The 24213-nt window shown below is 61.0% G+C and carries 27 protein-coding genes; 22 read left to right on the top strand and 5 right to left on the bottom strand.

Features of this window, described 5'->3' with window-relative positions; genetic code table 11:
• Positions 1-47: 47 nt before the first annotated feature.
• Positions 48-1511 (top strand): protein adenylyltransferase SelO, encoded by a 1464-nt coding sequence (gene selO, locus EAH74_RS20525; protein ID WP_140680722.1) that lies wholly within the window; start codon positions 48-50, stop codon positions 1509-1511.
• A 6-nt stretch (positions 1512-1517) separates the two neighbouring features.
• On the opposite strand, the gene EAH74_RS20520 is transcribed toward selO, so the two are convergent.
• Positions 1518-1919: a helix-turn-helix domain-containing protein gene (locus EAH74_RS20520; RefSeq protein WP_140680720.1), complete on the bottom strand. Its 402-nt coding sequence runs from the start codon at positions 1917-1919 to the stop codon at positions 1518-1520.
• On the bottom strand, positions 1916-2212 hold the full coding sequence (locus tag EAH74_RS20515; RefSeq protein WP_140680718.1) for a type II toxin-antitoxin system HigB family toxin: 297 nt from the start codon (positions 2210-2212) through the stop codon (positions 1916-1918). The genes EAH74_RS20520 and EAH74_RS20515 overlap by 4 nt, the downstream gene beginning before the upstream one ends.
• 196 nt (positions 2213-2408) lie before the next feature.
• Between EAH74_RS20515 and trxC the strand changes: the two genes are divergently transcribed.
• The gene (gene trxC / locus EAH74_RS20510) at positions 2409-2843 is read left to right on the top strand and encodes a thioredoxin TrxC (protein ID WP_140680716.1); all 435 of its coding nucleotides are present in this window, start codon (positions 2409-2411) and stop codon (positions 2841-2843) included.
• A 10-nt stretch (positions 2844-2853) separates the two neighbouring features.
• Here the strand turns inward: trxC and EAH74_RS20505 are convergent, their stop codons facing one another.
• Complete coding sequence (locus EAH74_RS20505; protein ID WP_140680714.1) at positions 2854-3624, bottom strand: ParA family protein; 771 nt, start codon at positions 3622-3624, stop codon at positions 2854-2856.
• A gap of 354 nt (positions 3625-3978) precedes the next feature.
• Between EAH74_RS20505 and EAH74_RS20500 the strand changes: the two genes are divergently transcribed.
• From EAH74_RS20500 to EAH74_RS20405, 20 genes are all read left to right on the top strand, one after another.
• Complete coding sequence (locus EAH74_RS20500; protein ID WP_140680712.1) at positions 3979-4704, top strand: beta-ketoacyl synthase chain length factor; 726 nt, start codon at positions 3979-3981, stop codon at positions 4702-4704.
• On the top strand, positions 4680-5489 hold the full coding sequence (locus EAH74_RS20495) for a lysophospholipid acyltransferase family protein (protein ID WP_140680710.1): 810 nt from the start codon (positions 4680-4682) through the stop codon (positions 5487-5489). Before EAH74_RS20500 ends, EAH74_RS20495 begins: the two co-directional genes overlap by 25 nt.
• Positions 5470-5730: a phosphopantetheine-binding protein gene (locus EAH74_RS20490; RefSeq protein ID WP_134100976.1), complete on the top strand. Its 261-nt coding sequence runs from the start codon at positions 5470-5472 to the stop codon at positions 5728-5730. The genes EAH74_RS20495 and EAH74_RS20490 overlap by 20 nt, the downstream gene beginning before the upstream one ends.
• Before the next feature lie 9 nt (positions 5731-5739).
• Positions 5740-5994: an acyl carrier protein gene (locus EAH74_RS20485; protein WP_007992314.1), complete on the top strand. Its 255-nt coding sequence runs from the start codon at positions 5740-5742 to the stop codon at positions 5992-5994.
• On the top strand, positions 5991-6536 hold the full coding sequence (locus tag EAH74_RS20480; RefSeq protein ID WP_140680708.1) for a hypothetical protein: 546 nt from the start codon (positions 5991-5993) through the stop codon (positions 6534-6536). The genes EAH74_RS20485 and EAH74_RS20480 overlap by 4 nt, the downstream gene beginning before the upstream one ends.
• Positions 6533-8215 carry an acyl-CoA synthetase family protein gene (locus EAH74_RS20475; protein ID WP_140680707.1) on the top strand — a complete coding sequence of 561 codons (1683 nt, stop codon included), beginning with the start codon at positions 6533-6535 and terminating at the stop codon, positions 8213-8215. The genes EAH74_RS20480 and EAH74_RS20475 overlap by 4 nt, the downstream gene beginning before the upstream one ends.
• A 131-nt stretch (positions 8216-8346) precedes the next feature.
• On the top strand, positions 8347-9081 hold the full coding sequence (locus tag EAH74_RS20470; protein WP_140680705.1) for a glycosyltransferase family 2 protein: 735 nt from the start codon (positions 8347-8349) through the stop codon (positions 9079-9081).
• Positions 9078-10025, top strand: coding sequence for a glycosyl transferase (locus EAH74_RS20465; protein ID WP_140680703.1), 948 nt, complete (start codon positions 9078-9080; stop codon positions 10023-10025). The genes EAH74_RS20470 and EAH74_RS20465 overlap by 4 nt, the downstream gene beginning before the upstream one ends.
• On the top strand, positions 10006-11550 hold the full coding sequence (locus EAH74_RS20460; RefSeq protein WP_140680701.1) for an HAL/PAL/TAL family ammonia-lyase: 1545 nt from the start codon (positions 10006-10008) through the stop codon (positions 11548-11550). The genes EAH74_RS20465 and EAH74_RS20460 overlap by 20 nt, the downstream gene beginning before the upstream one ends.
• A complete protein-coding gene (locus tag EAH74_RS20455) occupies positions 11543-11968 on the top strand; it encodes an acyl-CoA thioesterase (RefSeq protein ID WP_056741216.1) in 426 nt (141 codons plus the stop codon). The genes EAH74_RS20460 and EAH74_RS20455 overlap by 8 nt, the downstream gene beginning before the upstream one ends.
• 173 nt (positions 11969-12141) lie before the next feature.
• Entirely contained in the window at positions 12142-12717 is a 576-nt protein-coding gene (locus EAH74_RS20450) for an outer membrane lipoprotein carrier protein LolA (protein WP_240050537.1), read from the top strand.
• Positions 12701-15040, top strand: a complete 2340-nt coding sequence (locus EAH74_RS20445; RefSeq protein ID WP_140680699.1) for an MMPL family transporter — start codon at positions 12701-12703, stop codon at positions 15038-15040. The genes EAH74_RS20450 and EAH74_RS20445 overlap by 17 nt, the downstream gene beginning before the upstream one ends.
• On the top strand, positions 15037-16197 hold the full coding sequence (locus tag EAH74_RS20440) for a sodium:proton antiporter (protein WP_140680697.1): 1161 nt from the start codon (positions 15037-15039) through the stop codon (positions 16195-16197). The genes EAH74_RS20445 and EAH74_RS20440 overlap by 4 nt, the downstream gene beginning before the upstream one ends.
• Complete coding sequence (locus tag EAH74_RS20435; protein WP_140680695.1) at positions 16184-17431, top strand: NAD(P)/FAD-dependent oxidoreductase; 1248 nt, start codon at positions 16184-16186, stop codon at positions 17429-17431. Before EAH74_RS20440 ends, EAH74_RS20435 begins: the two co-directional genes overlap by 14 nt.
• Positions 17428-18153: a class I SAM-dependent methyltransferase gene (locus EAH74_RS20430; protein ID WP_140680693.1), complete on the top strand. Its 726-nt coding sequence runs from the start codon at positions 17428-17430 to the stop codon at positions 18151-18153. Before EAH74_RS20435 ends, EAH74_RS20430 begins: the two co-directional genes overlap by 4 nt.
• Entirely contained in the window at positions 18153-18758 is a 606-nt protein-coding gene (locus tag EAH74_RS20425; protein ID WP_170206631.1) for a hypothetical protein, read from the top strand. The genes EAH74_RS20430 and EAH74_RS20425 overlap by 1 nt, the downstream gene beginning before the upstream one ends.
• Positions 18755-19951 (top strand): beta-ketoacyl-[acyl-carrier-protein] synthase family protein, encoded by a 1197-nt coding sequence (locus EAH74_RS20420; protein WP_140680691.1) that lies wholly within the window; start codon positions 18755-18757, stop codon positions 19949-19951. Before EAH74_RS20425 ends, EAH74_RS20420 begins: the two co-directional genes overlap by 4 nt.
• The gene (locus tag EAH74_RS20415; protein ID WP_140680689.1) at positions 19948-20409 is read left to right on the top strand and encodes a hotdog family protein; all 462 of its coding nucleotides are present in this window, start codon (positions 19948-19950) and stop codon (positions 20407-20409) included. The genes EAH74_RS20420 and EAH74_RS20415 overlap by 4 nt, the downstream gene beginning before the upstream one ends.
• Positions 20406-21134 carry a 3-oxoacyl-ACP reductase FabG gene (gene fabG / locus EAH74_RS20410; protein ID WP_140680687.1) on the top strand — a complete coding sequence of 243 codons (729 nt, stop codon included), beginning with the start codon at positions 20406-20408 and terminating at the stop codon, positions 21132-21134. Before EAH74_RS20415 ends, fabG begins: the two co-directional genes overlap by 4 nt.
• The gene (locus EAH74_RS20405) at positions 21134-22360 is read left to right on the top strand and encodes a beta-ketoacyl-ACP synthase (RefSeq protein WP_123366929.1); all 1227 of its coding nucleotides are present in this window, start codon (positions 21134-21136) and stop codon (positions 22358-22360) included. Before fabG ends, EAH74_RS20405 begins: the two co-directional genes overlap by 1 nt.
• A 121-nt stretch (positions 22361-22481) precedes the next feature.
• Here EAH74_RS20405 and EAH74_RS20400 read toward each other — a convergent pair whose 3' ends face one another.
• Positions 22482-22748, bottom strand: coding sequence for a DUF6124 family protein (locus EAH74_RS20400; protein WP_140680685.1), 267 nt, complete (start codon positions 22746-22748; stop codon positions 22482-22484).
• Between the two features lie 507 nt (positions 22749-23255).
• The gene (locus EAH74_RS20395) at positions 23256-24158 is read right to left on the bottom strand and encodes a LysR family transcriptional regulator (RefSeq protein WP_140680683.1); all 903 of its coding nucleotides are present in this window, start codon (positions 24156-24158) and stop codon (positions 23256-23258) included.
• Between the last annotated feature and the right edge of the window lie 55 nt (positions 24159-24213).

The raw sequence follows: 24213 nt of genomic DNA, 5'->3' as shown, positions 1-24213 counted from the left end.
CGGCTTATCCCTAGCAGAATGCTCGGACATTCTGCTGGAGATGGCCCTTGAAAGCCCTCGACGAACTGACCTTCGATAATCGTTTCGCCCGCTTGGGCGATACGTTTTCCACCCACGTGCTGCCCGAGCCGATCGACAACCCGCGCCTGGTGGTGGCCAGCCCTGCCGCCATGGCGCTGCTCGATCTCGACCCTACCGAGGCCCAAACCCCGGAGTTCGCCGAACTGTTCAGCGGCCATAAGCTCTGGGCCGACGCAGTCCCCAGGGCGATGGTCTATTCAGGTCATCAGTTCGGTTCCTACAACCCACAGTTGGGCGATGGTCGCGGTCTGTTGCTGGGCGAGGTCTACAACGAGGCCGGCGAGCATTGGGACCTGCACCTCAAGGGTGCCGGCCAGACGCCCTTTTCGCGCATGGGTGATGGGCGGGCGGTGCTGCGGTCCTCGATCCGCGAATTTCTTGCCTCCGAAGCGCTGTATGCCCTGAACATCCCGACCACCCGCGCGCTATGCGTGATCGGCTCCGACACGCCGGTGTGGCGCGAGAAGCAGGAACGCGCAGCCATGGTCCTGCGCATGGCGCCGAGCCATGTGCGTTTCGGGCATTTCGAATATTTCTACTACACCAAACGCCCCGAGAAGCAGAAAGAACTCGGCGACCACGTGTTGGCCATGCATTTCCCGGAATGCCTGGAACAGCCGGAACCGTACCTGGCGATGTTCCGCGAAATCGTTGAGCGCAACGCCGAGCTGATCGCCAAATGGCAGGCTTATGGCTTCTGCCACGGCGTGATGAACACCGACAACATGTCGATCCTCGGCATTACCTTCGACTACGGCCCGTTCGCCTTCCTCGACGACTTCGACGCCCACTTCATCTGCAACCACTCCGATGACCAGGGCCGTTACTCCTTCAGCAACCAGGTGCCGATCGGCCAGTGGAACCTCAGCGCCCTCGCCCAGGCCCTGACGCCGTTCATCAGTGTCGAAGCCCTGCGTGAAACCCTCGGTCTGTACTTCCCGTTGTACCAGGCCCATTACCTGGACCTGATGCGCCGCCGCCTCGGCTTCACCACGGCCGAAGACGATGACCAGAAACTGCTGGAGCACCTGCTGCAACTGATGCAGAACAGTGGCGTCGACTACAGCCTGTTCTTCCGCCGTTTGGGGGAAGAATCACCGGAACTGGCCGTCGCCCGCTTGCGCGATGACTTTGTCGACATCAAAGGCTTCGATGCCTGGGGCGAGCTCTACATCGCCCGGGTGACGCGTGAAGGCGAGGCTGATCAGGAACAACGTCGCAAACGGATGCACGCCGTCAATCCGCTCTACATCTTGCGTAACTACCTGGCGCAGAAAGCCATCGATGCGGCGGAAGGTGGCGACTATTCAGAGGTTCGGCGGTTGCATGCGGTGCTGAGCAATCCCTTCAACGAACAACCGGGGATGGAGAGCTATGCCGAGCGTCCGCCGGAGTGGGGCAAGCATTTGGAGATCAGTTGCTCTTCCTGAACCCGATCAGATAAAGGTTTCCACCGACACTCCGAAGCGCTCGGCCAACCAGCGGATCTGCCGCAGGTTGAGCTGACGCTTGCCGCTCAAGATCTCGGATACCACCGATTGGGTGCCGACCCCGGGCAGGTCACTCTGAGTCAGGCCGTGTTCGCGCATCAAGTAGCCGAGAACGTCGACGCCGCTGGGCTTCGGCATTGGGTGATGCTTGTGATCCCATTCCTCAATCCAATCACCAATGATGTCCACCAGACTCATCAGGGGGTGCGATTCATCTTCGCCCACTAATTCCAGCAATTCGTCGAGGGACAGGACTAAGTTGTCGTAGTCGTCTTCACTCTTTGGTTTGCGCAGCAGTGGCGAGACAAACTCCCAGTGCTCGACCGCATTTTTAATCAAAACACTCATCCCTTCTCCTCCTTCCATTTTCCCCGGTCATACTCGCGATGATCCAGCACATGCTTGATGTACAGCTTCTGCGACCGGTATCGGACAAAAGCAATCAAGCGCAGCTTGTTTCCCCCGATATCGAATATGTGAAATTCCCCTACCTTGTCGGCCGCAGGAAACATCGCTTTCATTGCCGCAAAGTCCCCTGGATTGTTGCGTTTGACGAGTCGATACCATTGATCGAGCGCATTCGCTGTCTGAGGCCATTTTTCCTTGGCTTCCCAGATTCGTTTTTCAATGAACACATGCATGCAATCTCCTTATCGCATTTTGCTATGGAAGAGTTAAACACAGACGGCGAATATCGCAAGATGCGATATTCGTGAGCAGACCAATGGTCCAACCGGCGCCCTCTCAGCCTAGATATACCGTGTCCTTCTGCACGATTGAAAATATGAGCAAACGTCTCCACATAGAGATGATCGGCTTCTTTACAGGACCATCCGCATGACTGACCTACTCCTCATCCCCTGCCCCCACTGCAACGGCCTCAACCGCATCCCCGCCAAGCGCCTCAACGACAATCCAAAATGCGGCCGCTGCAAGGCCGAGGTCCTGCTGAACAAACCCTTCGAACTGAAGCAAAGCGATTACGCCAGCCAGATCAAAGGTGATCTGCCGTTGCTGGTGGACGTTTGGGCGGATTGGTGTGGGCCGTGCAAGTCGTTTGCACCGGTGTTCGAGCAGGCGGCGGTGCAATTGGCGGGCAAGTGCCGACTGGCCAAGCTGGACAGTGAGGCAAACCAACAGCTGTCGGCGCAGCTGGGGATCCGTTCGATCCCGAGTCTGATTCTGTTCAAGAACGGTCGGGAAGTGGCGCGTCAGAGCGGCGCCTTCCCATTACCGCAGTTGATGAGCTGGTTGCGCAGTCAGGGCATCTGACCCTGAGTAGTCAGGCGTTTTCCAGCAGGTTGTGCAGATCGACGAATTGCTGCGTGAGCTTATGACGTGGGTCGAGGTGGATCAGCGGCGTGTTGGCCTGGTGGGATTCACGCATGCGCACCGAGCTGCCCAGGTACACCGGTAATACCGGCAGGCCTTCGGCGATCAGTTCGTCGAGGATTTGTTGAGGAAGACTGGCGCGAGCCTGGAACTGGTTAACGACAATCCCTTCGACTTCCAGCCCTTCGTTATGGTCGTCCTTCAATTCTTCTATTTCCGCCAACAGGCCGTACAGCGCCTGACGCGAGAAGCTGTCGCAATCGAAGGGAATCAGCACACGATCAGCGGCAATCAATGCAGATACCGCGTAGAAATTCAGCGCTGGCGGGGTATCCAGGTAGATCCGGTCGTAATCGCCGTCCAGTTCCTCGAGCAATTTGCGCAGCTTGTTGATCTTGTGTTTGGCCTCAAGCTTGGGCTGCAAGTCCGCCAGCTCGGCAGTAGCGGTGATGACATGGAGGTTGTCGAACGGGGTTTCGTAGATATCGACCTGGTTTTTCTTGGAGAACGGTCCGGCAGACAGGGTCTGTTTGAAAAAATCGGCGATTCCCATCGGAATGTCACCACCGGTGAGCCCCGTCAGGTACTGAGTGGAGTTGGCCTGGGCATCGAGATCCACCAAGAGGGTGCGATAGCCCTCGCTGGCGCTGACCGCCGCCAGATTGCAGGCAATGCTGGATTTGCCTACGCCACCTTTCTGATTGAACACCACGCGCCGCATGTCAAACCCCCCGGGTCTCAAAGAATGACCGAGTGTAGTAGTCCACAGCGTCGCTTAGCTACCTCGCTGGCATAGGGACTACACAGTCAGGTGCAATCTCACGCTAAAAAAGCCGTGAACTCGTGCACTGCTTGCTGACTGAGCCGGCAGATCGGCCGGCCGACATGTGGATAATGGCCAAACGACAGTCATGTGCGAACCAACCGGTACATTTCATTGAGCAAAATGTAACCATCATTTGCTACACGCCCGCAGCAACGGGATAATGCGCGCCACTCGGCGCGAAGCGCCACGTAAGGTAGTTCGCGTTTTTTGCGACTCACCGCGTCAAGGAAGCCCGCAGGGGCGGGATGAATGTCTGTGATCAATTTCAACATCGCCCAATGGCGCGCGTGGGCCCCTGGGCTCGAAAGCGTGGACGATTGGCAAGCCTGGAGCCGACAACCGGTCGTGCTTGCGAGCAGCGATGCCGCACCCGACGTCTCGTTTCTGCCGGCCATGCAGCGCCGGCGACTCAGTCGTCTGGCGCGGATGGCGTTCAGTGTCGGCTGGCCCTTGGCCGATGGCCGCCAGGATCTACCGTTGGTCTTTATTTCTCGCCACGGCGAAACCCCGCGCACCTTCGATATCCTCAGCGATCTGGCTACCGATCAGCCGCTGTCGCCGACTCAATTCAGCCTGTCCGTGCACAACGCGATCATCGGCCTGTGGTCGATCATGCGCGGCGAAACCAGCGAAATGACGGCCCTCGCTGCAGCCGGCGACGGCCTTGAACACGGCATGCTAGAGGCCGCGGCTTTGCTTTCCGAGGGTGCTCCCGCGGTACTGCTGATCGTCACCGAAGAGCAACCGCCCGAAGCCTACTCGACCTGGATCGACGACGTGCCGTTCCCTTACGCGGTCGGGCTGCTGATCACCCCCGGAAACGACTGGCAGTTGTCCCTGAACAGCGCCGCGGATGCGTTGTCCAAAGCCCACTGGCCCCATGCCCTGAACCTATTGAGTACCCTGCTCGGCCAGCAGACAACCTGCCAACATGCCTGGAAAAATCGTGTATGGACCTGGCAACGCAACCTGTAACCGAAAAAAACCGCGACGCCTATTACTGGCGTCTGCTGGCTACCGCCGCAAGCTTCACCCTGTTCGGGTTGGGCGGGCTGTGTCTGCGATTGGTGGTTTTCCCGCTACTGAACTGCCTGCCCGGCGATGCCCGGACACACCGGCGGCGAGCGCGGCACACCGTCGCTCGTCTGTTCTGGTTTTTTGTACGATTCATGGCCCGTACCGGCGTGTTGACTTACGACATCCAGGGCGCCGAAAAACTCGGTCGGCCGGGGCAAATGATTGTCGCCAATCACCCGTCGTTGATTGATGTGGTGTTCCTGATCGGCCTGGTGCGCCATGCCAACTGCGTGGTCAAGAAAAGCCTCTGGGAGAACCCTTTTACCCGCGGCCCGCTGCGCTGCATCGAATACATCAGCAACGACGGCAGCATGGACATGCTCGATGCCGCTGCCGACGCGCTGAAAAGCGGCCAGACCCTGATCATCTTTCCTGAAGGCACCCGCACTCAGCCCGGTCAGGCGCCAGCCTTTCATCGGGGTGCTGCGGCAATCGCACTGCGCGGTGCGAAAATCCTCACCCCGGTGATCATCAAGGTCAGCCCGACCACATTGACCAAGGCCGAGCCCTGGTATCGGATCCCCAAACGCCGTGTGCACTTCAGTTTCCGTGTCGGGGCCGATATAGATCCACAAGCCTTCGCAGCGTGTGGCCCAGCTCCTCAGGCCTCGCGCAAGCTCAATGACTATTTGCATCATTACTACATTAAGGAGCTCGCCGAAGATGAGCGATCTACACCGTGAAATCAAAGAACTGATCATCGAGGCCCTCGGCCTTGAAGACATCAGCGCACAAGACATCGGCGACGACCAGACGCTGTTCGGCGAAGGCCTGGGCCTGGATTCGGTAGACGCTCTGGAACTCGGCCTGGCCATCCAGAAAAAGTACGGCATCAAAATCGACGCCGACGCCAAAGACACCCGCAATCACTTCAGCAACGTGGCGAGCCTTGCGGCGTTCGTCACTGCAAAACAGGCAGCTTGAGACCGGACCATGCAAACTCGTGACGACATTTTCAACACCCTGCGCGATGCTCTGGTCGAACTCTTCGAGCTGGACCCCGAGCGCGTAAGCCTCGAATCCAACCTGTATCAGGACCTGGAAATCGACAGCATTGACGCGGTCGACCTGATCGATCACATCAAACGCCAGACTGGCAAGAAAATCGCTGCCGAAGAGTTCAAATCGGTGCGCACCGTCAGCGACGTGGTCGAGGCGGTCTACCGTCTGGTTCAGCCGGCCGCATGAGCCGACTGATCGGCCTCGGCCTGCTGCTGGCGGGCCTGCTGTACCCCTTCGCGGTGTATTTCGGCATGGAGCACTTTGCCCCGTGGCAGTTCGGTCTGCTGCTGGGCAGCCTGTGGCTGGCCCGGGCACTGCTCGGTACGCGCAAGCCCGGCAGTTTGTGGATGGCGGTCACCGCGATTGCTTTTTGCCTGTTGCTGGCGTTGTTCGACAGCCCGCTGCTGCTGCGCTGGTACCCGGTGCTGATCAGCGCGTTCATGCTCGGGCTGTTTGGCCTGAGCTTGATCGTTGGCCCGCCGATCATCGAACGCCTGGCGCGTATGCGTGAACCGCAACTGCCGGCCAAGGCGATTGTTTATACCCGCCAGGTGACGATCGTCTGGTGCGTGTTTTTTCTCTTTAACGGTTTGCTCGCCGCCGCCCTGACCCTCTGGGCGCCGCTAAGTTGGTGGATGTTGTACACCGGACTGATTTCCTACGGATTGATGGGCCTGCTGTTTGCCATTGAATGGCTTATACGACAACGGGTACGAGGCCACCGATGAATTGGATAAAACTTGAGCACCTGTTGCTCAAGGCGCAACCGGAACGTGCCGTGACGGCCGAACCGGCGCTGAATCACGCTCAGCTGTGCGAACAGGCATTAAGCCTCGCCGCGGGCCTGCAAGCCCAGGGTGTGCGGCGTATTGCCGTGCACCTTGAGGACGCCGCTGACCTGGCGATTGCCCTGCTCGGTGCCTGGCGCGCCGGGGTCAGCGTGCTGCTGCCCGCAGACCTGCAACCCCAGACTCGCCAACGCTGGTCGACCGAAGTCGATCTGTGGCTGACCGATCAGGCCGATGACGCGCACCTGAGCGATTACCGGCATCCGCCGTTGATGGCGGCCGCACTGGATATGGATCACTGTTCGCTGAGCCTGTGCACGTCCGGCTCCAGTGGCGAGCCCAAGCGCATCGACAAAACCCTGCGCCAACTGGTCAATGAAGTCGAAGCGCTGGAGCGGCTCTGGGGTGCCGATCTTGGCGCGGCTTGCATCATCGGCAGTGTCGCCACTCAGCATATTTACGGATTATTGTTTCGAGTGCTGTGGCCGCTGTGCGCCGGGCGCTCGTTTGTGCGCAAGCAGCTGGCATTCCCTGAAGACCTGCAGCGCGCCAGCCGCGAACACCCGGCGTTTGCCTGGGTCGCCAGCCCGGCGCTGCTCAAGCGCATGGGCGACAACCTCGACTGGCCTGCTTTAAGTGCGGTTCGCCGGGTATTTTCCTCCGGTGGCGCATTGCCGGCCGAGGCCGCACAAAGCCTTCAGCAACGCCTGCAGCAATGGCCGACGGAAATCCTTGGCAGCTCGGAAACCGGCGGCATCGCCTGGCGTCAGGGCCACGCGCTCTGGCAGCCCTTTGCTGATATCGAGCTGAGCCAGGACAGCGACGGCGCCCTGCTCATTGCTTCGCCGTACTTGCCGCCCGGGCATATCGAACACACCGCGGATGCCGCGAAAATCGCTGCCGACGGCCGATTCGAACTGCTCGGACGGCTGGACCGAATCGTCAAACTGGAAGAAAAACGTATCTCGCTACCGATGCTGGAACAGGCACTCATGGCCCACGACTGGGTCGCCGAAGCGCGTCTTGGCGTGGTTCAGGAAAACCGCGCTTCATTGGGTGCGCTGCTGGTGCTGACCGAGTCAGGCCTGCACGCCTTGCGCAATCAGGGTCGACGCACCCTCACGCAAGAACTGCGTCAGCATCTGAGCCAACATTGTGAAGCCCTGGCCTTGCCACGACGCTGGCGCCTGCTGCGGCAACTGCCGCTGAACGCTCAAGGCAAACTGCCCCAGGCCAACGTCGAAGCCCTGTTGCTGGCGCCGCGTCCAAAAGCGCCGCAAGTGCTGGAGCAGGTCGAAGTCGATGGCGAGTGGAGCCTGCAACTGGCGGTACCACCCGACCTCGCCTATTTCAGCGGCCACTTCCCCCAGGCGCCGGTATTGCCCGGTGTGGTGCAAGTCGAGTGGGCGCTCACCCTGGGTCAGCAATTGATGGACCTGCCGGAAAAATTCGCCGGTATGGAAGTGCTGAAATTCCAGCAACTGGTACGCCCCGGCGATGAAGTCCAACTGCACCTGCGCTTCGATCCGACGCGCAGCAAGTTGTATTTCACCTATCGCAACGAGACCGCAACCTGCTCCAGTGGGCGGATCTTGCTGGAGGCCTCAAGCGATGCATAACTATGGTGAGTGCTGCGCACTCAATCGCGAGCAAGCCCGCTCCCACACTGGATCTGCGCCCTACACGAATCCCCTGTGGGAGCGAGCCTGCTCGCGATGCAGGCGCCTCGGTGCTTCAGGCGAAACCCAACATGCATAACCCCTGCGCCGTCATCCCGGTCTACAACCACGAAACCGCCATCACCACGGTGGTTGATGCGGTGCTCGCCAGTGGCCTGCCGTGCATTCTCGTGGACGATGCCAGCAGCCCGCCCTGTGCAAAGGTGCTTGATCAACTGGCCCAGCGCGACAAGGTGTTCCTGATCCGACTCGCCGCCAACCAGGGCAAGGGTGGCGCGGTCATGACCGGTTTTCGCGAAGCCTCGCGCCTGGGTTTCAGCCATGCCTTGCAGGTGGACGCCGACGGTCAGCATGATTTGCAAGACGTCCGGACCTTCATCGAACTATCACGCGCCCATCCTGAAGCGGTAATCTGCGGCTATCCGCGATACGACGCCAGCGTGCCGAAAGGTCGCTTGTACGCCCGTTACCTGACTCACGTCATGGTCTGGATCAACACCCTGTCCTTGCAGATTCGCGACTCCATGTGCGGCTTCCGCGTCTATCCGTTACCACCGACCCTGGCGCTGATCGATTCGGCGAAGATCGGCAAGCGCATGGACTTCGACTCGGACATTCTCGTACGCCTGGCCTGGCGCAATCTGCCCATGCAATGGCTGCAAACCAGAGTCCATTACCCGCTGGATGGCGTCTCGCATTTCCGCCTGTTCCACGACAACGTGCTGATTTCGAGCATGCACACGCGGTTGTTCTTCGGCATGTTGCTGCGTGCTCCGGTCATCCTCTGGCGACGGTGGCGGACATGAGCACTGAAACGGACAAAAAACACTGGGCCGACCGCGAGGAGCGCGGCAGCTTCTGGCTGATGAAATTCACCGCACTCTGCGCCAAATTGCTCGGCCGTCGGCTGCTGAGCCCGCTGCTGTATGGCATCGTTCTGTACTTTTTCCTGTTCGGTCGCAGCGCCCGTCGTAGCGCCTGGCAATACCAGCAGCGGCTCGCCGACTGGAGTGGTCGCAACGAATTGCGCCCGACCCATTGGCGGGTGTTCGGCCAGTTCATGGCCTTCGCCGACTCCATGCTCGACAAACTCGACGTGTGGAACGGCAAGTTGAGCATCGAGCAGATCGAAATCATCGACCCGGCCTTGCTGCGCAATCAACTGCGCGGCACCCGCGGGCAGATGCTGGTAGGCGCGCATTTAGGCAATCTCGAGGTCTGCCGTGCGCTGGCCGAGATTGGCGAAAAAGTCACGATGAACGTGCTGGTGCACACCAAGCATGCTGAGCAATTCAACCGCTTGCTGGGTGAAGCAGGCGCGACCAATCTGCGGCTGATTCAGGTCAGCGAGCTGGACCCGCTGATCATGCTGCAACTCCATGAACGCCTTGAACGCGGCGAGTGGCTGGCGATTGCCGGCGACCGCGTGCCGCTGCATGGCGGGCGCAGCGTGACGGTGGATTTCCTTGGCCATCAAGCCGCATTCCCTCAAGGACCGTGGTTGCTGGCCGGTCTGCTGAAATGCCCGATCAACCTGATGCTGTGCCTGAAGAAGCCGACGGGCGACTATCGACTGACCCTCGAACCGTTCGCCGAGGCCGTGGTGTGGAAGCGCAGCGACCGCGAACAGGTCATTCATCAGTGGGCCTCCCGCTATGCCGAACGCTTGGGTCACTATTGCCTTGAAGCGCCCCAACAATGGTTCAACTTTTACCCTTTCTGGAAGACCGATGACGACGCCAACGCTTGAGCCGGTAACCTTCGGCGAACTCCCTTTGCGCATCGAAGACGTGCTGGCCCTGGCCAACCGTCAGGTGCCGACGCAGTTGCAAAGCGACCCTGCGTACCGCGAGCGGATCGCCAAGGGTGCGCGATTCCTTGACTCCCTGCTGGACAAGGAAGGCGTGATCTACGGCGTGACCACCGGTTACGGCGACTCTTGCGTGGTCGCGGTGCCGCTGCATCACGTCGAGGCATTGCCCCGTCATCTGTACACGTTCCACGGCTGCGGGTTGGGCAAACTGCTTGATGCGCAGGCCACTCGCGCGGTGCTGGCGGCACGTTTGCAGTCGCTGTGTCACGGCGTTTCCGGGGTGCGCGTGGAGTTGTTGGAACGCCTGCAAGCCTTCCTCGAACACGACATTCTGCCGCTGATTCCGGAAGAAGGTTCGGTGGGTGCCAGCGGTGATCTGACGCCGTTGTCCTATGTCGCCGCGACCTTGTCCGGCGAGCGCGAAGTGATGTTCCGGGGTGAACGCTGGCAAGCGGCCGACGTACACCGCGAACTGGGTTGGGAGCCGCTGGTATTACGCCCCAAAGAAGCCCTCGCCTTGATGAACGGCACCGCCGTCATGACCGGCCTCGCGTGCCTGGCCTACGCCCGCGCCGATTACCTGCTGCAACTGGCCACCCGCATCACCGCGTTGAACGTGGTCGCGCTGCAAGGCAACCCCGAGCACTTCGACGAGCGCCTGTTCGCCACCAAACCGCATCCGGGGCAGATGCAAGTCGCCGCGTGGCTGCGCAAGGATTTGGCGATCGACGCGCCGACCGCGCCACTGCATCGCCTGCAAGACCGTTATTCCCTGCGTTGTGCACCCCATGTCCTCGGCGTATTGGCCGACAGCCTGAACTGGCTGCGCTCGTTCATCGAGATCGAGCTCAACAGCGCCAACGACAACCCGATTATCGATGCCGAAGCCGAGCGCGTGCTGCACGGCGGGCACTTCTACGGCGGCCACATCGCGTTCGCCATGGACAGCCTGAAAAACCTGGTGGCCAACGTCGCCGACCTGCTCGATCGTCAACTCGCCCTGCTGGTGGACGAGCGTTACAACCATGGCCTGCCGAGCAACCTGTCCGGCGCCACCGCTGATCGCGCGATGCTCAATCACGGCTTCAAAGCCGTGCAGATCGGCACCAGTGCATGGACCGCCGAAGCGCTGAAAAACACCATGCCGGCCAGCGTCTTCTCGCGCTCCACTGAGTGCCACAACCAGGACAAAGTGAGCATGGGCACCATCGCCGCCCGCGATGCGATTCGTGTGCTGGAGCTGACCGAACAGGTCGCTGCCGCCACTCTGTTGGCCGCCAACCAGGGCGTCTGGCTGCGCAGCAAGGCCGAGGACGCGCGCCCGCTGCCGCCAGCCCTGGCCGCCATGCACGAAGAACTGGCCAAGGACTTCCCGCCGGTCATCGAAGACCGCGCGCTGGAAGGTGAACTGCGCCTGTGTCTGCACCGCATCGCCGAGCAACACTGGAGGCTGCATGCGTAGCAAGGGAGTGCTTCACACCGATACGGAAATCCTCGTGCCGTTCTTTGATGTCGACACCATGAACGTCGTCTGGCACGGCCATTACATCAAATACCTGGAAGTCGCCCGCTGCGCACTGCTGGACAAGATCGGCCACAACTACACGGCCATGGTCGAGTCGGGTTACGCGTGGCCGGTGATCGATCTGCAATTGCGTTATGTGCGCGGCGCCGTGTTCGGCCAAAAGCTCAACGTACGCGCCAATCTGGTGGAATGGGAGAACCGTCTGAAGATCAGCTACCTGATCAGCGATCTGCAAACCGGCGAACGCTTGACCCGCGCCAGTTCCGTGCAGGTCGCCGTCGACATGAGCAGCCGCGAGATGCAGTTGGCCTCACCCAAGGTCTTCACCGACGCTGTTGAAAGGATGCTCGCATGAACCCGCTGAAAACCCTCTGTAGCAGCTGGCGAAGTCTGCGTCGGCCGGTCCGCGCTCGGGCGCAGCAGTCGCCATCCGATTTCCCTGATGCACCGCACGCTCAGGTTTTACGACGGCTTCGCCGCCGGACGCAGCCTCGCGGGCTCGGCAGCTGCTACGGGATCGTGGCGGGCATGATTTTGATGTTTGGTTTCGCATCGCTGGCGCAGGCTTTTGATTTGCAGCAGTTGAGCGATCAACTGGCCAAGCCTGACGTGATCCACGGCAACTTCATCCAGGAAAAACACCTGCGCGCCCTGCCCCAGCCGCTGACCAGCAAGGGCACTTTCATCCTCGCTAAAAACCACGGTCTGCTGTGGCTGCTGAAAACCCCGCTGCAACAGGATTACCGCATCAGCGACAAAGGCATTGCCCGGCGTGACGCCAACGGTTGGCAAATGCTGCCGAGCAAGAGTGCCGGCGCCGAGCAGAACCGTTTGTTCCTCGCCGTGCTGCAAGGCGACAGCAGCGGGCTGCAACGGGATTTCGAGCTTTCACTGAGCGGCGACGCACAGAACTGGAAGCTGACGCTGACCCCGCGCTCCATGCTGCTCAAGCAGGTGTTCACTCAGATCAACATTGACGGCGGCGAACTGGTGCACAGCATCGAACTGCTGGAAACCCAGGGTGACAGCACCCTCTTGCGCATGCAGGACAGCACCAGCGCCCAACCGTTGAGCGACGCGGAGCAACATGACTTTGCCGAGTGAACGGAGTCTTCCACGGCTGTTTCTAATCCTGCTGCTGGCGGTGCTCGCGCTCGCCGGTTGGCAATGGCGTGACGGCGCACCGCTGTCGGCCAACCTGATGGAACTGGTACCGGGCACGGCGCCAGATGCGCTGGAACTGCGCGCCGAACAACGCATGCAAGAACCGCTGAACCGCGAAATGCTGGTGCTGGTCGGCCACACCGATCGCCAGCAAGCGGTTGCCATGGCGCAAAAACTGGGTGAGCAATGGCAAGCCAGCGGCTTGTTCGAGAAGGTCCAGTGGAACCTGCAAGCCGACTTGCCGGCGCTGCGCACGCAACTGCTGCAAGGCCGACTGGCAATGCTCTCAGCGGCTGACCGACAGCAACTGATCGAGCATCCCGACGCCTTTATCCAGCAGCGAGTACAAGCACTGTTCGACCCCTTCACCGGTTTCAGTCTTGTGTCGAGCCAGGATGACTGGCTGGGCCTGACCGGGCGCATCCAGAACAGCCAGCCGCAGCACGGTTCGGTGCAATTGGACATCGGCAGCGGTGCGCTGGTCGCCGATGCCGACGGCAAGAGTTGGGTGCTGCTGCGCTCGCGCACCACGGGCAACGCCTTCGACATGAACCTGCCACTGCAAGTGGCCGACCTGCTCCAGCACAGCCGTGAAGAAGCCGCCCAGGCAAACGTTCAATTGCTTGCCGCCAGCGGCTTGCTCTATGCGGCCAGTGGGCAAAAGCAAGCCACCCGGGAAATGACCTGGGTCGGTGGCGGCGCCACGGCGGGTATTCTGTTGCTGTTGCTGCTGGCCTTCCGGCGCTGGCGGGTTTTGCTGGCCTTCGTCCCGGTGCTGGTGGGCATGCTCTTCGGTGCGGTGGCTTGTGTGGCGCTGTTCGGCCATATGCATGTGATGACGTTGGTGCTCGGCTCCAGCCTGATCGGCGTGGCGGTCGATTACCCGCTGCATTACCTGTCCAAGAGCTGGAGCCTGAAGCCCTGGCACAGTTGGCCGGCCCTGCGCCTGACGTTGCCGGGCCTGACGCTGAGCCTGATCACCAGTTGCATCGGTTACCTGGCCCTGGCCTGGACACCGTTCCCGGCGCTGACCCAGATTGCCGTGTTCTCTGCCGCCGGTCTGCTCGGCGCTTATTTGTCCGCGGTGTGCCTGCTGCCGGCACTGCTCAAGGGTACAGACCTGCGTCCAGCGCAGTGGCCGCTGCGGGTGGCCGAGTATTTGCTGGGGCGCCGTGAAGCGTTGCTCAAACTCGCGAGTACGCCGGTGCTGCTGGCGCTGCTGATTGCCTTTTGTGTGGGCGGCCTGTTGCAGCTCGACACCAAAAACGACATTCGCCAGTGGGTCGGTGCACCGCAGCAACTGACTGACGAAGCACAAACCATTGCGCGCATCACTGGCTATCAGCCGACCAGCCAGTTCTTCCTGGTGCGCGCGGCCAATCAGCAGCAACTGCTGGAACGCCAAACCGCGCTGAGCGAGCGGCTGGATCAGTTGGTCAGCCTGGAAAAACTCCAGGGTTATCTGTCGCTCAATCAATTGGTCAGTCAACCCACCGAACAGCGGAAAGTGCGTGAAGCGCTGAACAAATTGCCGCAGTTCTGGCAACCACTGCTCGATGTCGGCGTGCCGGCCGAGGCGCTGCAAGCAGAGCTCACGAAGTTGCAGGCACTGCCCACCGAAGACATCGACGCTGCGCTGGTCGGTCCGTTGGCCGAGCCCTATCGCACGCTGTGGCTGGGACCGACCGATGACGGCGTAGCAGCGATGGTCAGTCTGCAAGGCCTGAACAATCCCTCTCTGCTGCGAGTCCAGGCGCTGGATTTACCGGGTGTGGAACTGGTGGACCGCCTCGGTGAGTTGAACAAGGTGTTCGCGGACACCCAGATCAGTGCCGCAGAGTTGAAACTCGCTTCCTGTGTGCTGATCGTGCTGGTGCTGATCCTGCCGTTCGGCTTCGGCGGCGCGCTGCGAATCGTCGCCCTGCCGCTGCTGGCCGCGCTGTGCAGCCTGGCCAGTCTCGGCTGGATGGGGCAACCGCTGACGCTGTTCAGCCTGTTCGGCCTGCTGCTGGTGACGGCCATCAGTGTCGATTACGCGATCCTCATGCGTGAACAGGTCGGCGGCGCTGCCGTGAGCCTGCTGGGCACCTTGCTGGCGGCGCTGACCACCTGGCTGTCGTTCGGTTTGCTGGCCGTGTCCAGCACACCGGCGGTGAGCAATTTCGGTCTGTCGGTGAGCCTCGGCCTGGCGTTCAGCTTTATCCTTGCACCTTGGGCCGGACGCCAGGTTCACGCCGCCCCGGTCACGGAGTCGGCAACATGATGATCGCCGTGTTCTGGGTCATGGCCCTGGCGCTGTTCGCCGTGGCCACCCGTGTCGGTCGTCACTTCGGCGTGATCCCGATTGTCAGCCAGTTGCTGCTGGCCACCTTCGGCCTGCCGCTGCTGATGTACTTCTGGATCGAACCCCAATGGCAATTGAGCGGCGCCGCACTGGTCGCGCCGGGCTGGCTGAAAAACGTCTACAGCCTGAGCTTTGCCTTGTTGCTGGGGCACATTCTCAGTGACGTGATTGACCTGCGACTCGACCGTCAGAGCCTGAAAATCGCCCTGCCGAGTTTCTGTATTCCGTTTGCCTGCGGTCTTGCGACAGCGGTGTGGCTGCTACCGCCGCAACCCTGGATCAGTTCATTGGCGGTCGGCCTGCTGTTCGCCATCACGGCGATTCCGGTGTTGTATCTGTACCTGCGGCACATCAAATACCCGCCTGCCGCTACCCGGCGACTGGTGCAGACCGCGATCCTCATCGACCTCACCTGTTGGACCCTGTTCGCCATCGCCCAGGGCAGCCTTCACCTGAGCAGCCTCTTGCTGCCGCTGGCCGGCGCCTGCCTGCCGTTGCTGCTGCGTCTGCTCCGCTTGCGCCAACCGTTGCTGCACAGCGGTTGCTTCTTCGCACTGCTGGTCGTGGCGGAACACTTCAAACTCAATGCGCTGATTTTCGGCATCGGTTACCTGCTGTGGATGGCCGCACTCAAAGTGCCGCTGGTGCTGCCGTTGCCGGTGATCTGGATGAGTCACTTGCAGACGTATATCGCGATCCCGCTGATCCTCACGTTCGGCATCGTGCAAATCAACGTCCACGCGGCCATGGCCAGCCTCGGCTGGGTGCAACTGGCCGCACTGCTGCTGTTCCCGATTGCCAGTAAACTGCTGGGCAACTGGCTGGGCCTCGGCTGGGCCGGCGCCTCGTTTGAAGGCGCCAGTCGCTGGCGGGAAAGCGTCTTGCTGAATATTCGTGGCTTGAGCGAGATCGTCTTTCTCAACCTGCTGCTGCAACAACAACTCATCAGCCCGGCGTTGTACTTCGCGCTGATGGTGATGGGCCTGATCGCGACACTGCTGCCGGCACTCGCCGGCATGCACCGAACCCCTCTGAACATCGCCGTCCCGGCAAGGAGCCCCCGTGCCAACAGTTGAAATGGAACATCGCCAGGTCGTGGTTATCGGTGCAGGTCCATCGGGCGCCATCGCCGCCGCGCTGCTCAAGCGCAAAGGTCACGACGTATTGATGATCGAACGCCAGCATTTCCCAAGGTTTTCCATCGGTGAAAGCCTGCTGTCCCACTGCCTGGATTTCGTCGAAGAAGCCGGCATGCTCGAGGCGGTGAACGCCGCCGGCTTCCAGTTGAAAAACGGCGCGGCATTCGCCTGGGGTGAGCAATACAGCGCCTTTGATTTCGGCGAGACGTTCAGCAACGGCAAGCCGACCACCTTCCAGGTCCAGCGTGCCGATTTCGACAAGCTGCTGGCCGATCAGGCCGCACTGCAAGGCGTCGACGTTCGCTACGGCGAAGCCATCGTCAGCGCCGATTTCACCCTGCCGAAACCGCAGCTCGACGTGCTTCGCGAAGACGGCAGTCAGTACCGCGTCGAAGCTGATTTCGTGCTGGATGCCAGCGGCTACGGCCGTGTGCTGCCGCGCTTGCTCGACCTTGAAGCGCCGTCGGATTTCCCGGTGCGCCAGGCCGTATTCACCCACGTCGAAGACCACATCGACAACCCGGCTTTCGAGCGGGAAAAAATCCTCATCACCACCCATCCGATCCACCGCGATATCTGGTTCTGGACCATCCCGTTCAGCAACGGCCGTTGTTCGGTGGGCGTGGTCGCGGCAGCCGAACACTTCGACGGTCGCATGGAAAATCTGGACGAGTGCCTGCGAGGGTTTATCGCTGAAACCCCAAGCCTGGCCGGTGTGCTGAACAACGCCGTGTGGGATACGCCTGCTCGAACCATCGGCGGCTATTCGGCCAACGTCAAAACCCTCCACGGGCCAGGCTTTGCCCTGCTCGGCAACGCAGCGGAATTCCTCGACCCGGTGTTCTCCTCCGGCGTGACCATCGCCATGCGCTCGGCGAGCATGGCCGCCGGGGTTCTGCATCGCCAACTGCAAGGCGAACATGTCGACTGGCAGACTGAGTTCGCCATCCCGCTCAAGCGCGGCGTCGACACGTTCCGGTGCTACGTCGAAGGCTGGTACGCCGGGACGTTCCAGGATGTGATTTATCACGAGGGCGGCTCGCCCGATATTCGCCGCATGATCAGTTCGATTCTGGCCGGGTATGCCTGGGACGAGCGTAATCCGTTCGTCGCCGAACCCAAGCGCCGGCTGCGGATGCTCTCGGAGCTCTGTGCAAGGGACGTCACATGAGCTACTTGAGCGACACCTACGTCGAAGAAACCCGCTTTGGTTTCTGGTTCCTGCGCAGCCACACCTGGCAGCACCATGTACTGCGAGTGGCAATCACCGATTTGCGCAGCCTGTTCAGCGAAACACTGCCGAACAACCCGGTGCTGCTGGATGCCGGTTGCGGTCAGGGCAAGTCGTTTCAGTACTTGCGCCAGACCTTTGCCCCCCAGCGCCTGATCGGTCTGGACGCCGACCCTCACAGCTTGAACCTGGCCAGCGAAGAGGCCGTTCGTCAGGGCATGGAGGTGGAGTTGATCGGCAGCGACTGCGCGAGCATCAACGTCCCGGACGCCAGCGTCGATTTGCTGTTCTGTCACCAGACCTTCCACCATCTGGTGCAGCAGGAACAGGCACTGGCCGAGTTCTACCGCGTGCTCAAGCCCGGTGGCTATCTGCTGTTCGCCGAATCCACCGAGGCTTACATTGATACCTGGGTGATCCGCTGGTTGTTCCGCCATCCGATGCACGTGCAGAAGAGCGCCGCCGGGTATCTGGACATGATTCGCCAGCAGGGTTTCGAACTCGGCCCGCAAAACGTGTCTTATCCATACTTGTGGTGGAGCCGCGCCAAGGATTTCGGCCTGTTTGAACGCTTGGGTCTGCGCCGGCCAAAGCCCTTCGGCCAACGGGAAGAAACCCTGGTCAATGTGGTCGCGCGCAAACCCCTTGAAGGTGCCGTGTGATGTTCAGTGCAACTCAACCTTGTGGGAGCGAGCCTGCTCGCGAAAGCGGTGTGTCAGTCAACAATAGTGTTGGATCTGCTGACGCATTCGCGAGCAGGCTCGCTCCCACAGGGATAGCGGACATTCTGCGATTTCTGCTACTTGGCGCTGTCCTGTTGCTGAGCGCCTGTGCCAGCCGGGCGCCGCTGCCCGAGCAAACCCCGAACCTGTCGTTGCCGCTGCAATTGCACATCCAGCGCCTGGTGGCCGACCAACGGCAGGACTGGGTGCTGGTGATCCAGCGTGAAGGCCCAGGCATTCGCTGGTCGATGATGGACTTGCTGGGCATTCCCCAGGCACGCCAGAAACTGGTCAATGGCGAGTGGCAGGCTGACGGTCTGCTGCCGCCCAATCCGGAAGCGCGAGAACTGTTCGCCGCGCTGCTGTTTGCGCTGACCCCCAAAGATGAACTGTCGGGCAACTATCCCGCCGCGTGGCAGCATGGCTCGCAACGGTCCTTGCCAGCGCACTGGGAAGTCCGCTACTCACAACCCATGAGCTTTGAATTGAACCTGCCCAAAGGCCCGAAATATCAAGTCACGCCGCTCAGCGGGGACGCGCCATGACGGCCTACCTGAATGCCCTCGGGGTGATTTGCGCCCTGGGCCGTGACAAGTCCGAAGTCGCTCGCAACCTGTTTGCCGGTGACTGCTCGGGCATGCGCAATGAGGCCGGCTGGGTGGCGGAACGGTCATTGCCCGTGGCCGCCGTTCGCGGCGAACTGGCGCCGATCCCGACTGAGCTTGCGCCGCAAGACACTCGTAATAATCAATTGCTGCTGGAAGCCGCGCTGCAAATTCGCGAAGACATCAACCAGGCGATCCAGACCTACGGCCGCGACCGCATCGGTATCGTTCTGGGCACCAGCACCTCGGGCATCGACGAGGCCAGTCGCGGCCTGGCCCATTACATCCGCGAGCATCAGTTCCCGGCCAATTACGACTATCAGCAACAGGAACTCGGCGCTCCGGCAAACTTCCTCGCCGACTGGCTGCAATTGAGCGGCCCGGCCTATGTGATTTCCACGGCCTGCACCTCCAGCGCCCGGGCGCTGATGAGTGCTCAGCGACTGTTGGATCTGGGCATTTGCGATGCGGTGCTGTGCGGCGGCGTCGACAGCCTGTGCAAGCTGACCCTCAATGGGTTTTCGGCGCTGGAAGCGGTGTCCGGGCAACGCTGCAACCCGTTTTCGGTGAACCGTAACGGCATCAACATTGGCGAAGCGGCGGTGCTGTTTTTGATGAGCAAAAGTGTCGGCGACAGCCAGCCGATTGCCCTGCTCGGCAGTGGCGCCAGCTCCGATGCACATCACATTTCCGCACCGGAACCCAGCGGCCAAGGCGCCCTGCAAGCGATGCGCAAAGCCTTGAGCCGAGCAAATCTGCAACCGCAACAGATCGATTACCTGAACCTGCACGGCACCGCCACCCAACACAACGACGCCATGGAAAGCCTGGCGGTGGCGACGTTGTTCCCGGCGGGGGTGCCGTGTTCGTCGACCAAACCCATGACCGGCCACACCCTCGGCGCGGCTGGCGCTCTGGAAGCGGCGTTCTGCTGGTTGAGCCTGAGTGCAGACAACCGCGAGCACGCCCTGCCGCCCCACGTCTGGGACAGCCAGCCCGACCCCGAATTGCCAGCCCTGAAATGGGTGACCCCGGCCGATCGCCTGACGTCCATTGCACCTCGCTATCTGATGAGCAATTCCTTTGCCTTCGGTGGTAACAACGTCAGCCTGATTATCGGAGACGCCCCATGATTGACTGGCCGATCGCCGAGCTGCTGCCGCACGCTGGCGACATGATCTTCATCGAACAGATCCTGTCGTTCGACGACGAGCAGATTTACACCCGCCTCACGGTCAAACCCGACGGCCTGTTCAACCGCCCGGACGGCAGCCTGCCGGCCTGGGTCGGCATCGAACTGATGGCCCAGAGCGTCGCCGCCTACGCCGGTTGCCATGCGCGCCAACGTGGCGATGCGGTGGAGCTGGGGTTTCTGCTCGGCACCCGCAAATTCGAATGCGACGTCGAGCACTTTCCCGCCGGTACCGAGCTGACCATCCACGGCATCCGCTCGCTGGAGGACGACAACGGCATGGGCGTGTTCGAATGCCACATCACCGCCCCCGGCATTCACGCCACCGCTCGTCTGAACGTGTTCCGTCCGCCTCAGGCCGCTCAATACCTTCATGAAACCCAAGGAACCCAACCATGACTGAATCCGTACTGATCACCGGTTCCAGCCGTGGCATCGGCCGCGCCATCGCTTTGCGTCTCGCTCAGGCCGGGCATGACATCGTGTTGCATTGCCGCAACGGCCTGGCGGACGCTGAAGCCGTGAAGGCCGACATCGAAGCCTTGGGGCGCAACGTGCGCATTGTGCAATTCGACGTGTCCGATCGCGCCAACTGCAAAGCCATTCTCGACGCCGACGTGGAAACCCACGGCGCCTATTACGGCGTGGTGCTGAACGCCGGCCTGACGCGCGACGGTGCTTTTCCAGCCCTGAGCGAGGATGATTGGGACGTGGTGATGCGCACCAATCTCGACGGTTTTTACAACGTGCTGCACCCGGTGATGATGCCGATGATTCGTCGTCGCGCCGCCGGACGGATTGTTTGCATCACCTCGGTGTCCGGGTTGATCGGCAACCGTGGCCAGGTCAACTACAGCGCCTCCAAGGCCGGGTTGATCGGCGCGGCGAAGGCGTTGGCGATTGAATTGGGCAAGCGCAAAATTACCGTTAACTGTGTCGCACCCGGCTTGATCGACACCGCGATGCTCGATGAAAACGTGCCGGTGGAAGAAATGATGAAAATGATCCCCGCACAACGCATGGGCACCCCGGAAGAGGTGGCCAGCGCGGTGAATTTCCTGATGTCGGCGGAAGCGTCGTACATCACCCGGCAGGTTCTGGCCGTTAACGGAGGCCTGTGTTGATGAAGCGCGTCGTCGTCACCGGCATGGCCGGCATCACCTCACTGGGCAGCGATTGGGACACCATCGCCGCCAACTTCGCGGCCAACCGCAGCGGTATCCGCCGGATGGACGAGTGGGATCGCTTCACCGAACTCAACACGCGCCTGGCGGGGCCGATCGACGACTTCAAAGTACCGAGCCACTGGACCCGCAAGCAATTGCGCAGCATGGGCCGGGTCTCGCGCCTGGCGGTCGGCGCGGCGGAACAGGCATTGGCCGATGCCGGTCTGCTGGGTGACGAATCGATCAAGGACGGGCGCATGGGCGTTTCCTGCGGCTCATCCACCGGCAGCACCGACGAGATCAAGGCGTTCGGCAACATGCTGCTCAACTCGGTGGCCGAGGGCCTGAACGCCAACTCCTATGTGCGCATGATGCCGCACACCACGGCGGCGAATATCAGCATCTTCTTCGGCCTCACCGGCCGGCTGATCCCGACCTCCAGCGCTTGCACCAGCGGCAGTCAGGGCATCGGTTACGCCTACGAGTCGGTCAAGTTTGGTCGCCTGCCATTGATGCTCGCCGGCGGTGCCGAAGAACTGTGCCCCACCGAAGCGATGGTCTTCGATGCGCTCTACGCCACCAGCCTGAAAAACGATGCGCCGCAGACTTCCCCACGCCCCTACGACAGCGGCCGCGATGGCCTGGTGATCGGTGAAGGCAGCGGCATGCTGGTGCTCGAAGAACTCGAACACGCCTTGGCTCGCGGTGCGCACATCCACGCCGAACTCGTCGGTTTCGGCAGCAACGCCGACGGCCAGCACGCCACCCGCCCAGAGCAGGTCACCATGCGCCGTGCCATGGAACTGGCCCTGGAAGATGCCGGGCTGCAACCTTCAGACATCGGCTACGTGAATGGTCACGGCACAGCCACTGAACAGGGCGACATTGCCGAAACACTGGCAACGAGCGCGTTGTTCGGCGAGCACATGCCGATCAGCTCGCAAAAGAGCTTCCTCGGTCACACCCTCGGAGCCTGCGGTGCGCTGGAATCCTGGTTCAGCATCGAAATGATGAACCGCGACCTGTACGTCCACACCCTCAACCTCGACGACGTCGACCCGCACTGCGGCAAACTCGATTACCTGCGCGGCGAGTTCCGGCAGATGAGCAATCAGTACGTGATGAACAATAACTTTGCTTTTGGTGGGGTTAATACTTCGCTGATCTTTCGGCGCTGGTCGTAAAACACATCAAGATCAAAAGATCGTCCGAACGCGGCCCGAACCTTCGGCAGCTCCTACAGGAGAGCGTGTACACCTGTAGGAGCTGCCGAAGGCTGCGATCTTTTGATTTTCAAGGTATTCACTAAGCCAGGTCGAGGTTATCCAGCACCCGGTTCACCGCCAGCTCCCCCAGCATTATCGACTGTTGAATACCCAGGAGTGTGTTGCTTTGCGATCCTTGCAGATACCTCGCGAAATCGCTCGCCATGACGTTGGCTGATGCCAGGGATTCACAGGCGTATTCCAGCAGGGTGTGGTTGTCGATATCGGGGGCGATGAGGAAGATTTTGCTTGGTTGGCGTGGGGCATCCGGATCGGTGTCCGGTAGGTTTGTTGTTGTATTCGTCATGTTTCGGCTACCTACAAAGTGGAGCCACCGAGTCGCTACTAATCAAAAGGGTGGCAGCCGTACGCAGGTTAGTAGACCGGGAAACACGAACCGGCGCGCCCGAGAGCGCCCTACGCACAGCTACCATCAACGTGCAGGCATGAAATTACCTGACTGTCCGGCATGCAAATACGCATCGTGTAAACACGGGCTACTAAACCCGATCACTGGGAATCAGTGATGCGAACGAAGTTACCGATGGCCCCCAAGACGCACAAGCCGGCGGATTCTGGAGTAGTTGTAGGCAATGCCGCAAGGCGCTGTGGCCTGTTCAAGGTAGTTCGGAAATGTCTTACACCCTTCAGCGAAGCGTCCGCCAAGGCATAGGCAACTGCACCTTTTTTGGTGGACTTGCGGACGCTTTCGCGAGCAGGCTCGCTCCCACAGGGATTTGCGGTGTGAACCGATTTTTGTTCCACCACCCATCCACTGTGGGAGCGAGCCTGCTCGCGAATGACTGCGAAGCAGTCACGTCTTCAGCGGCTCAACCTTACGCGTCAACAACTCCACAAACGCCTTGGCCATCGGCGACTTCTGGTCCTTGCGCTGCACCAGCCACACCGCCGACACCGCCTCTGGATCGAGCAGAGGCCGATAGACCACCCCTTCGATGCGCATCCGCTGATAAGACGCCGGCAGCACCGAAACACCCAACCCCGCCGCCACCAGACCAATGATCGTCATCGCCTCGCCCGCCTCCTGGGCAAAGTGCGGACTGAAACCGGCATCCCGGGCCAGGCTGAGCAATTGTGCGTACAGACCACTGCCATAGCTGCGTGGGAAAAACACGAAGGGTTCGAGGGCCAGGGCTGACAGAAACAAGCCTTCCTCACTATCGTTCACCAATGGATGCTTGGAGCTGAGCACCGCCACCAGCGGCTCACGCATCAGCTCCACCACGCTGAGCGAGTCTGGCAACCCAAGCGGCCGCATGATCCCGACTTCAATCGACTCATCCACCAACGCTTCGGCGACCTGGGTGCTGCTCATCTCCCGCAGGTTCAGGTGCACCGCCGGAAATCGCTGGCGAAACGAAAAAATCGCCTGAGGGATCGTTGAGTTGAACGGCGCCGACGAGGTGAAGCCAATCTTCAGTTCGCCCAGCTCACCCAACTGCGCCCGCCGTGCCACGTCTGCCGCTTTGTCGACCTGCGCCAGCACCAACCGCGCCTCTTCCAGAAACAGACGGCCGGCTTCACTCAGTTCGACCCGACGATTGGTCCGCTCGAACAACCGCGCACCTACCTCTTGCTCCAGCGCCTGAATCTGCTGGCTCAGCGGTGGTTGCGAGATGCCCAGCACCTGGGCGGCGCGGCCGAAATGCAGTTCTTCGGCGACGGCGATGAAGTAGCGCAGGTGACGCAATTCCATGAAAACTCCATTAGGTCGTCAAACCTATCAAACAGGTCGAACAATATATTGGATT

Source organism: Pseudomonas mandelii (assembly GCF_006438925.1).
Taxonomy (GTDB): domain Bacteria; phylum Pseudomonadota; class Gammaproteobacteria; order Pseudomonadales; family Pseudomonadaceae; genus Aquipseudomonas; species Aquipseudomonas mandelii_C.
This window is presented reverse-complemented; position numbering and strand designations above follow the sequence as displayed.

Coding starts and splice junctions, on each gene's coding strand:
- EAH74_RS20405 (WP_123366929.1), top strand. CDS start 21,134: ATGAAGCGCGTCGTCGTCACCGGCATGGCCGGCATCACCTCACTGGGC.
- EAH74_RS20400 (WP_140680685.1), bottom strand. CDS start 22,748: ATGACGAATACAACAACAAACCTACCGGACACCGATCCGGATGCCCCA.
- EAH74_RS20395 (WP_140680683.1), bottom strand. CDS start 24,158: ATGGAATTGCGTCACCTGCGCTACTTCATCGCCGTCGCCGAAGAACTG.
- EAH74_RS20465 (WP_140680703.1), top strand. CDS start 9,078: ATGAGCACTGAAACGGACAAAAAACACTGGGCCGACCGCGAGGAGCGC.
- EAH74_RS20430 (WP_140680693.1), top strand. CDS start 17,428: ATGAGCTACTTGAGCGACACCTACGTCGAAGAAACCCGCTTTGGTTTC.
- EAH74_RS20480 (WP_140680708.1), top strand. CDS start 5,991: ATGAGCCGACTGATCGGCCTCGGCCTGCTGCTGGCGGGCCTGCTGTAC.
- EAH74_RS20470 (WP_140680705.1), top strand. CDS start 8,347: ATGCATAACCCCTGCGCCGTCATCCCGGTCTACAACCACGAAACCGCC.
- EAH74_RS20475 (WP_140680707.1), top strand. CDS start 6,533: ATGAATTGGATAAAACTTGAGCACCTGTTGCTCAAGGCGCAACCGGAA.
- EAH74_RS20415 (WP_140680689.1), top strand. CDS start 19,948: ATGATTGACTGGCCGATCGCCGAGCTGCTGCCGCACGCTGGCGACATG.
- EAH74_RS20515 (WP_140680718.1), bottom strand. CDS start 2,212: ATGCATGTGTTCATTGAAAAACGAATCTGGGAAGCCAAGGAAAAATGG.
- EAH74_RS20490 (WP_134100976.1), top strand. CDS start 5,470: ATGAGCGATCTACACCGTGAAATCAAAGAACTGATCATCGAGGCCCTC.
- fabG (WP_140680687.1), top strand. CDS start 20,406: ATGACTGAATCCGTACTGATCACCGGTTCCAGCCGTGGCATCGGCCGC.
- EAH74_RS20450 (WP_240050537.1), top strand. CDS start 12,142: ATGATTTTGATGTTTGGTTTCGCATCGCTGGCGCAGGCTTTTGATTTG.
- EAH74_RS20495 (WP_140680710.1), top strand. CDS start 4,680: ATGGACCTGGCAACGCAACCTGTAACCGAAAAAAACCGCGACGCCTAT.
- EAH74_RS20505 (WP_140680714.1), bottom strand. CDS start 3,624: ATGCGGCGCGTGGTGTTCAATCAGAAAGGTGGCGTAGGCAAATCCAGC.
- EAH74_RS20455 (WP_056741216.1), top strand. CDS start 11,543: ATGCGTAGCAAGGGAGTGCTTCACACCGATACGGAAATCCTCGTGCCG.
- EAH74_RS20440 (WP_140680697.1), top strand. CDS start 15,037: ATGATGATCGCCGTGTTCTGGGTCATGGCCCTGGCGCTGTTCGCCGTG.
- EAH74_RS20425 (WP_170206631.1), top strand. CDS start 18,153: ATGTTCAGTGCAACTCAACCTTGTGGGAGCGAGCCTGCTCGCGAAAGC.
- EAH74_RS20420 (WP_140680691.1), top strand. CDS start 18,755: ATGACGGCCTACCTGAATGCCCTCGGGGTGATTTGCGCCCTGGGCCGT.
- EAH74_RS20500 (WP_140680712.1), top strand. CDS start 3,979: ATGTCTGTGATCAATTTCAACATCGCCCAATGGCGCGCGTGGGCCCCT.
- EAH74_RS20520 (WP_140680720.1), bottom strand. CDS start 1,919: ATGAGTGTTTTGATTAAAAATGCGGTCGAGCACTGGGAGTTTGTCTCG.
- EAH74_RS20445 (WP_140680699.1), top strand. CDS start 12,701: ATGACTTTGCCGAGTGAACGGAGTCTTCCACGGCTGTTTCTAATCCTG.
- EAH74_RS20485 (WP_007992314.1), top strand. CDS start 5,740: ATGCAAACTCGTGACGACATTTTCAACACCCTGCGCGATGCTCTGGTC.
- EAH74_RS20460 (WP_140680701.1), top strand. CDS start 10,006: ATGACGACGCCAACGCTTGAGCCGGTAACCTTCGGCGAACTCCCTTTG.
- trxC (WP_140680716.1), top strand. CDS start 2,409: ATGACTGACCTACTCCTCATCCCCTGCCCCCACTGCAACGGCCTCAAC.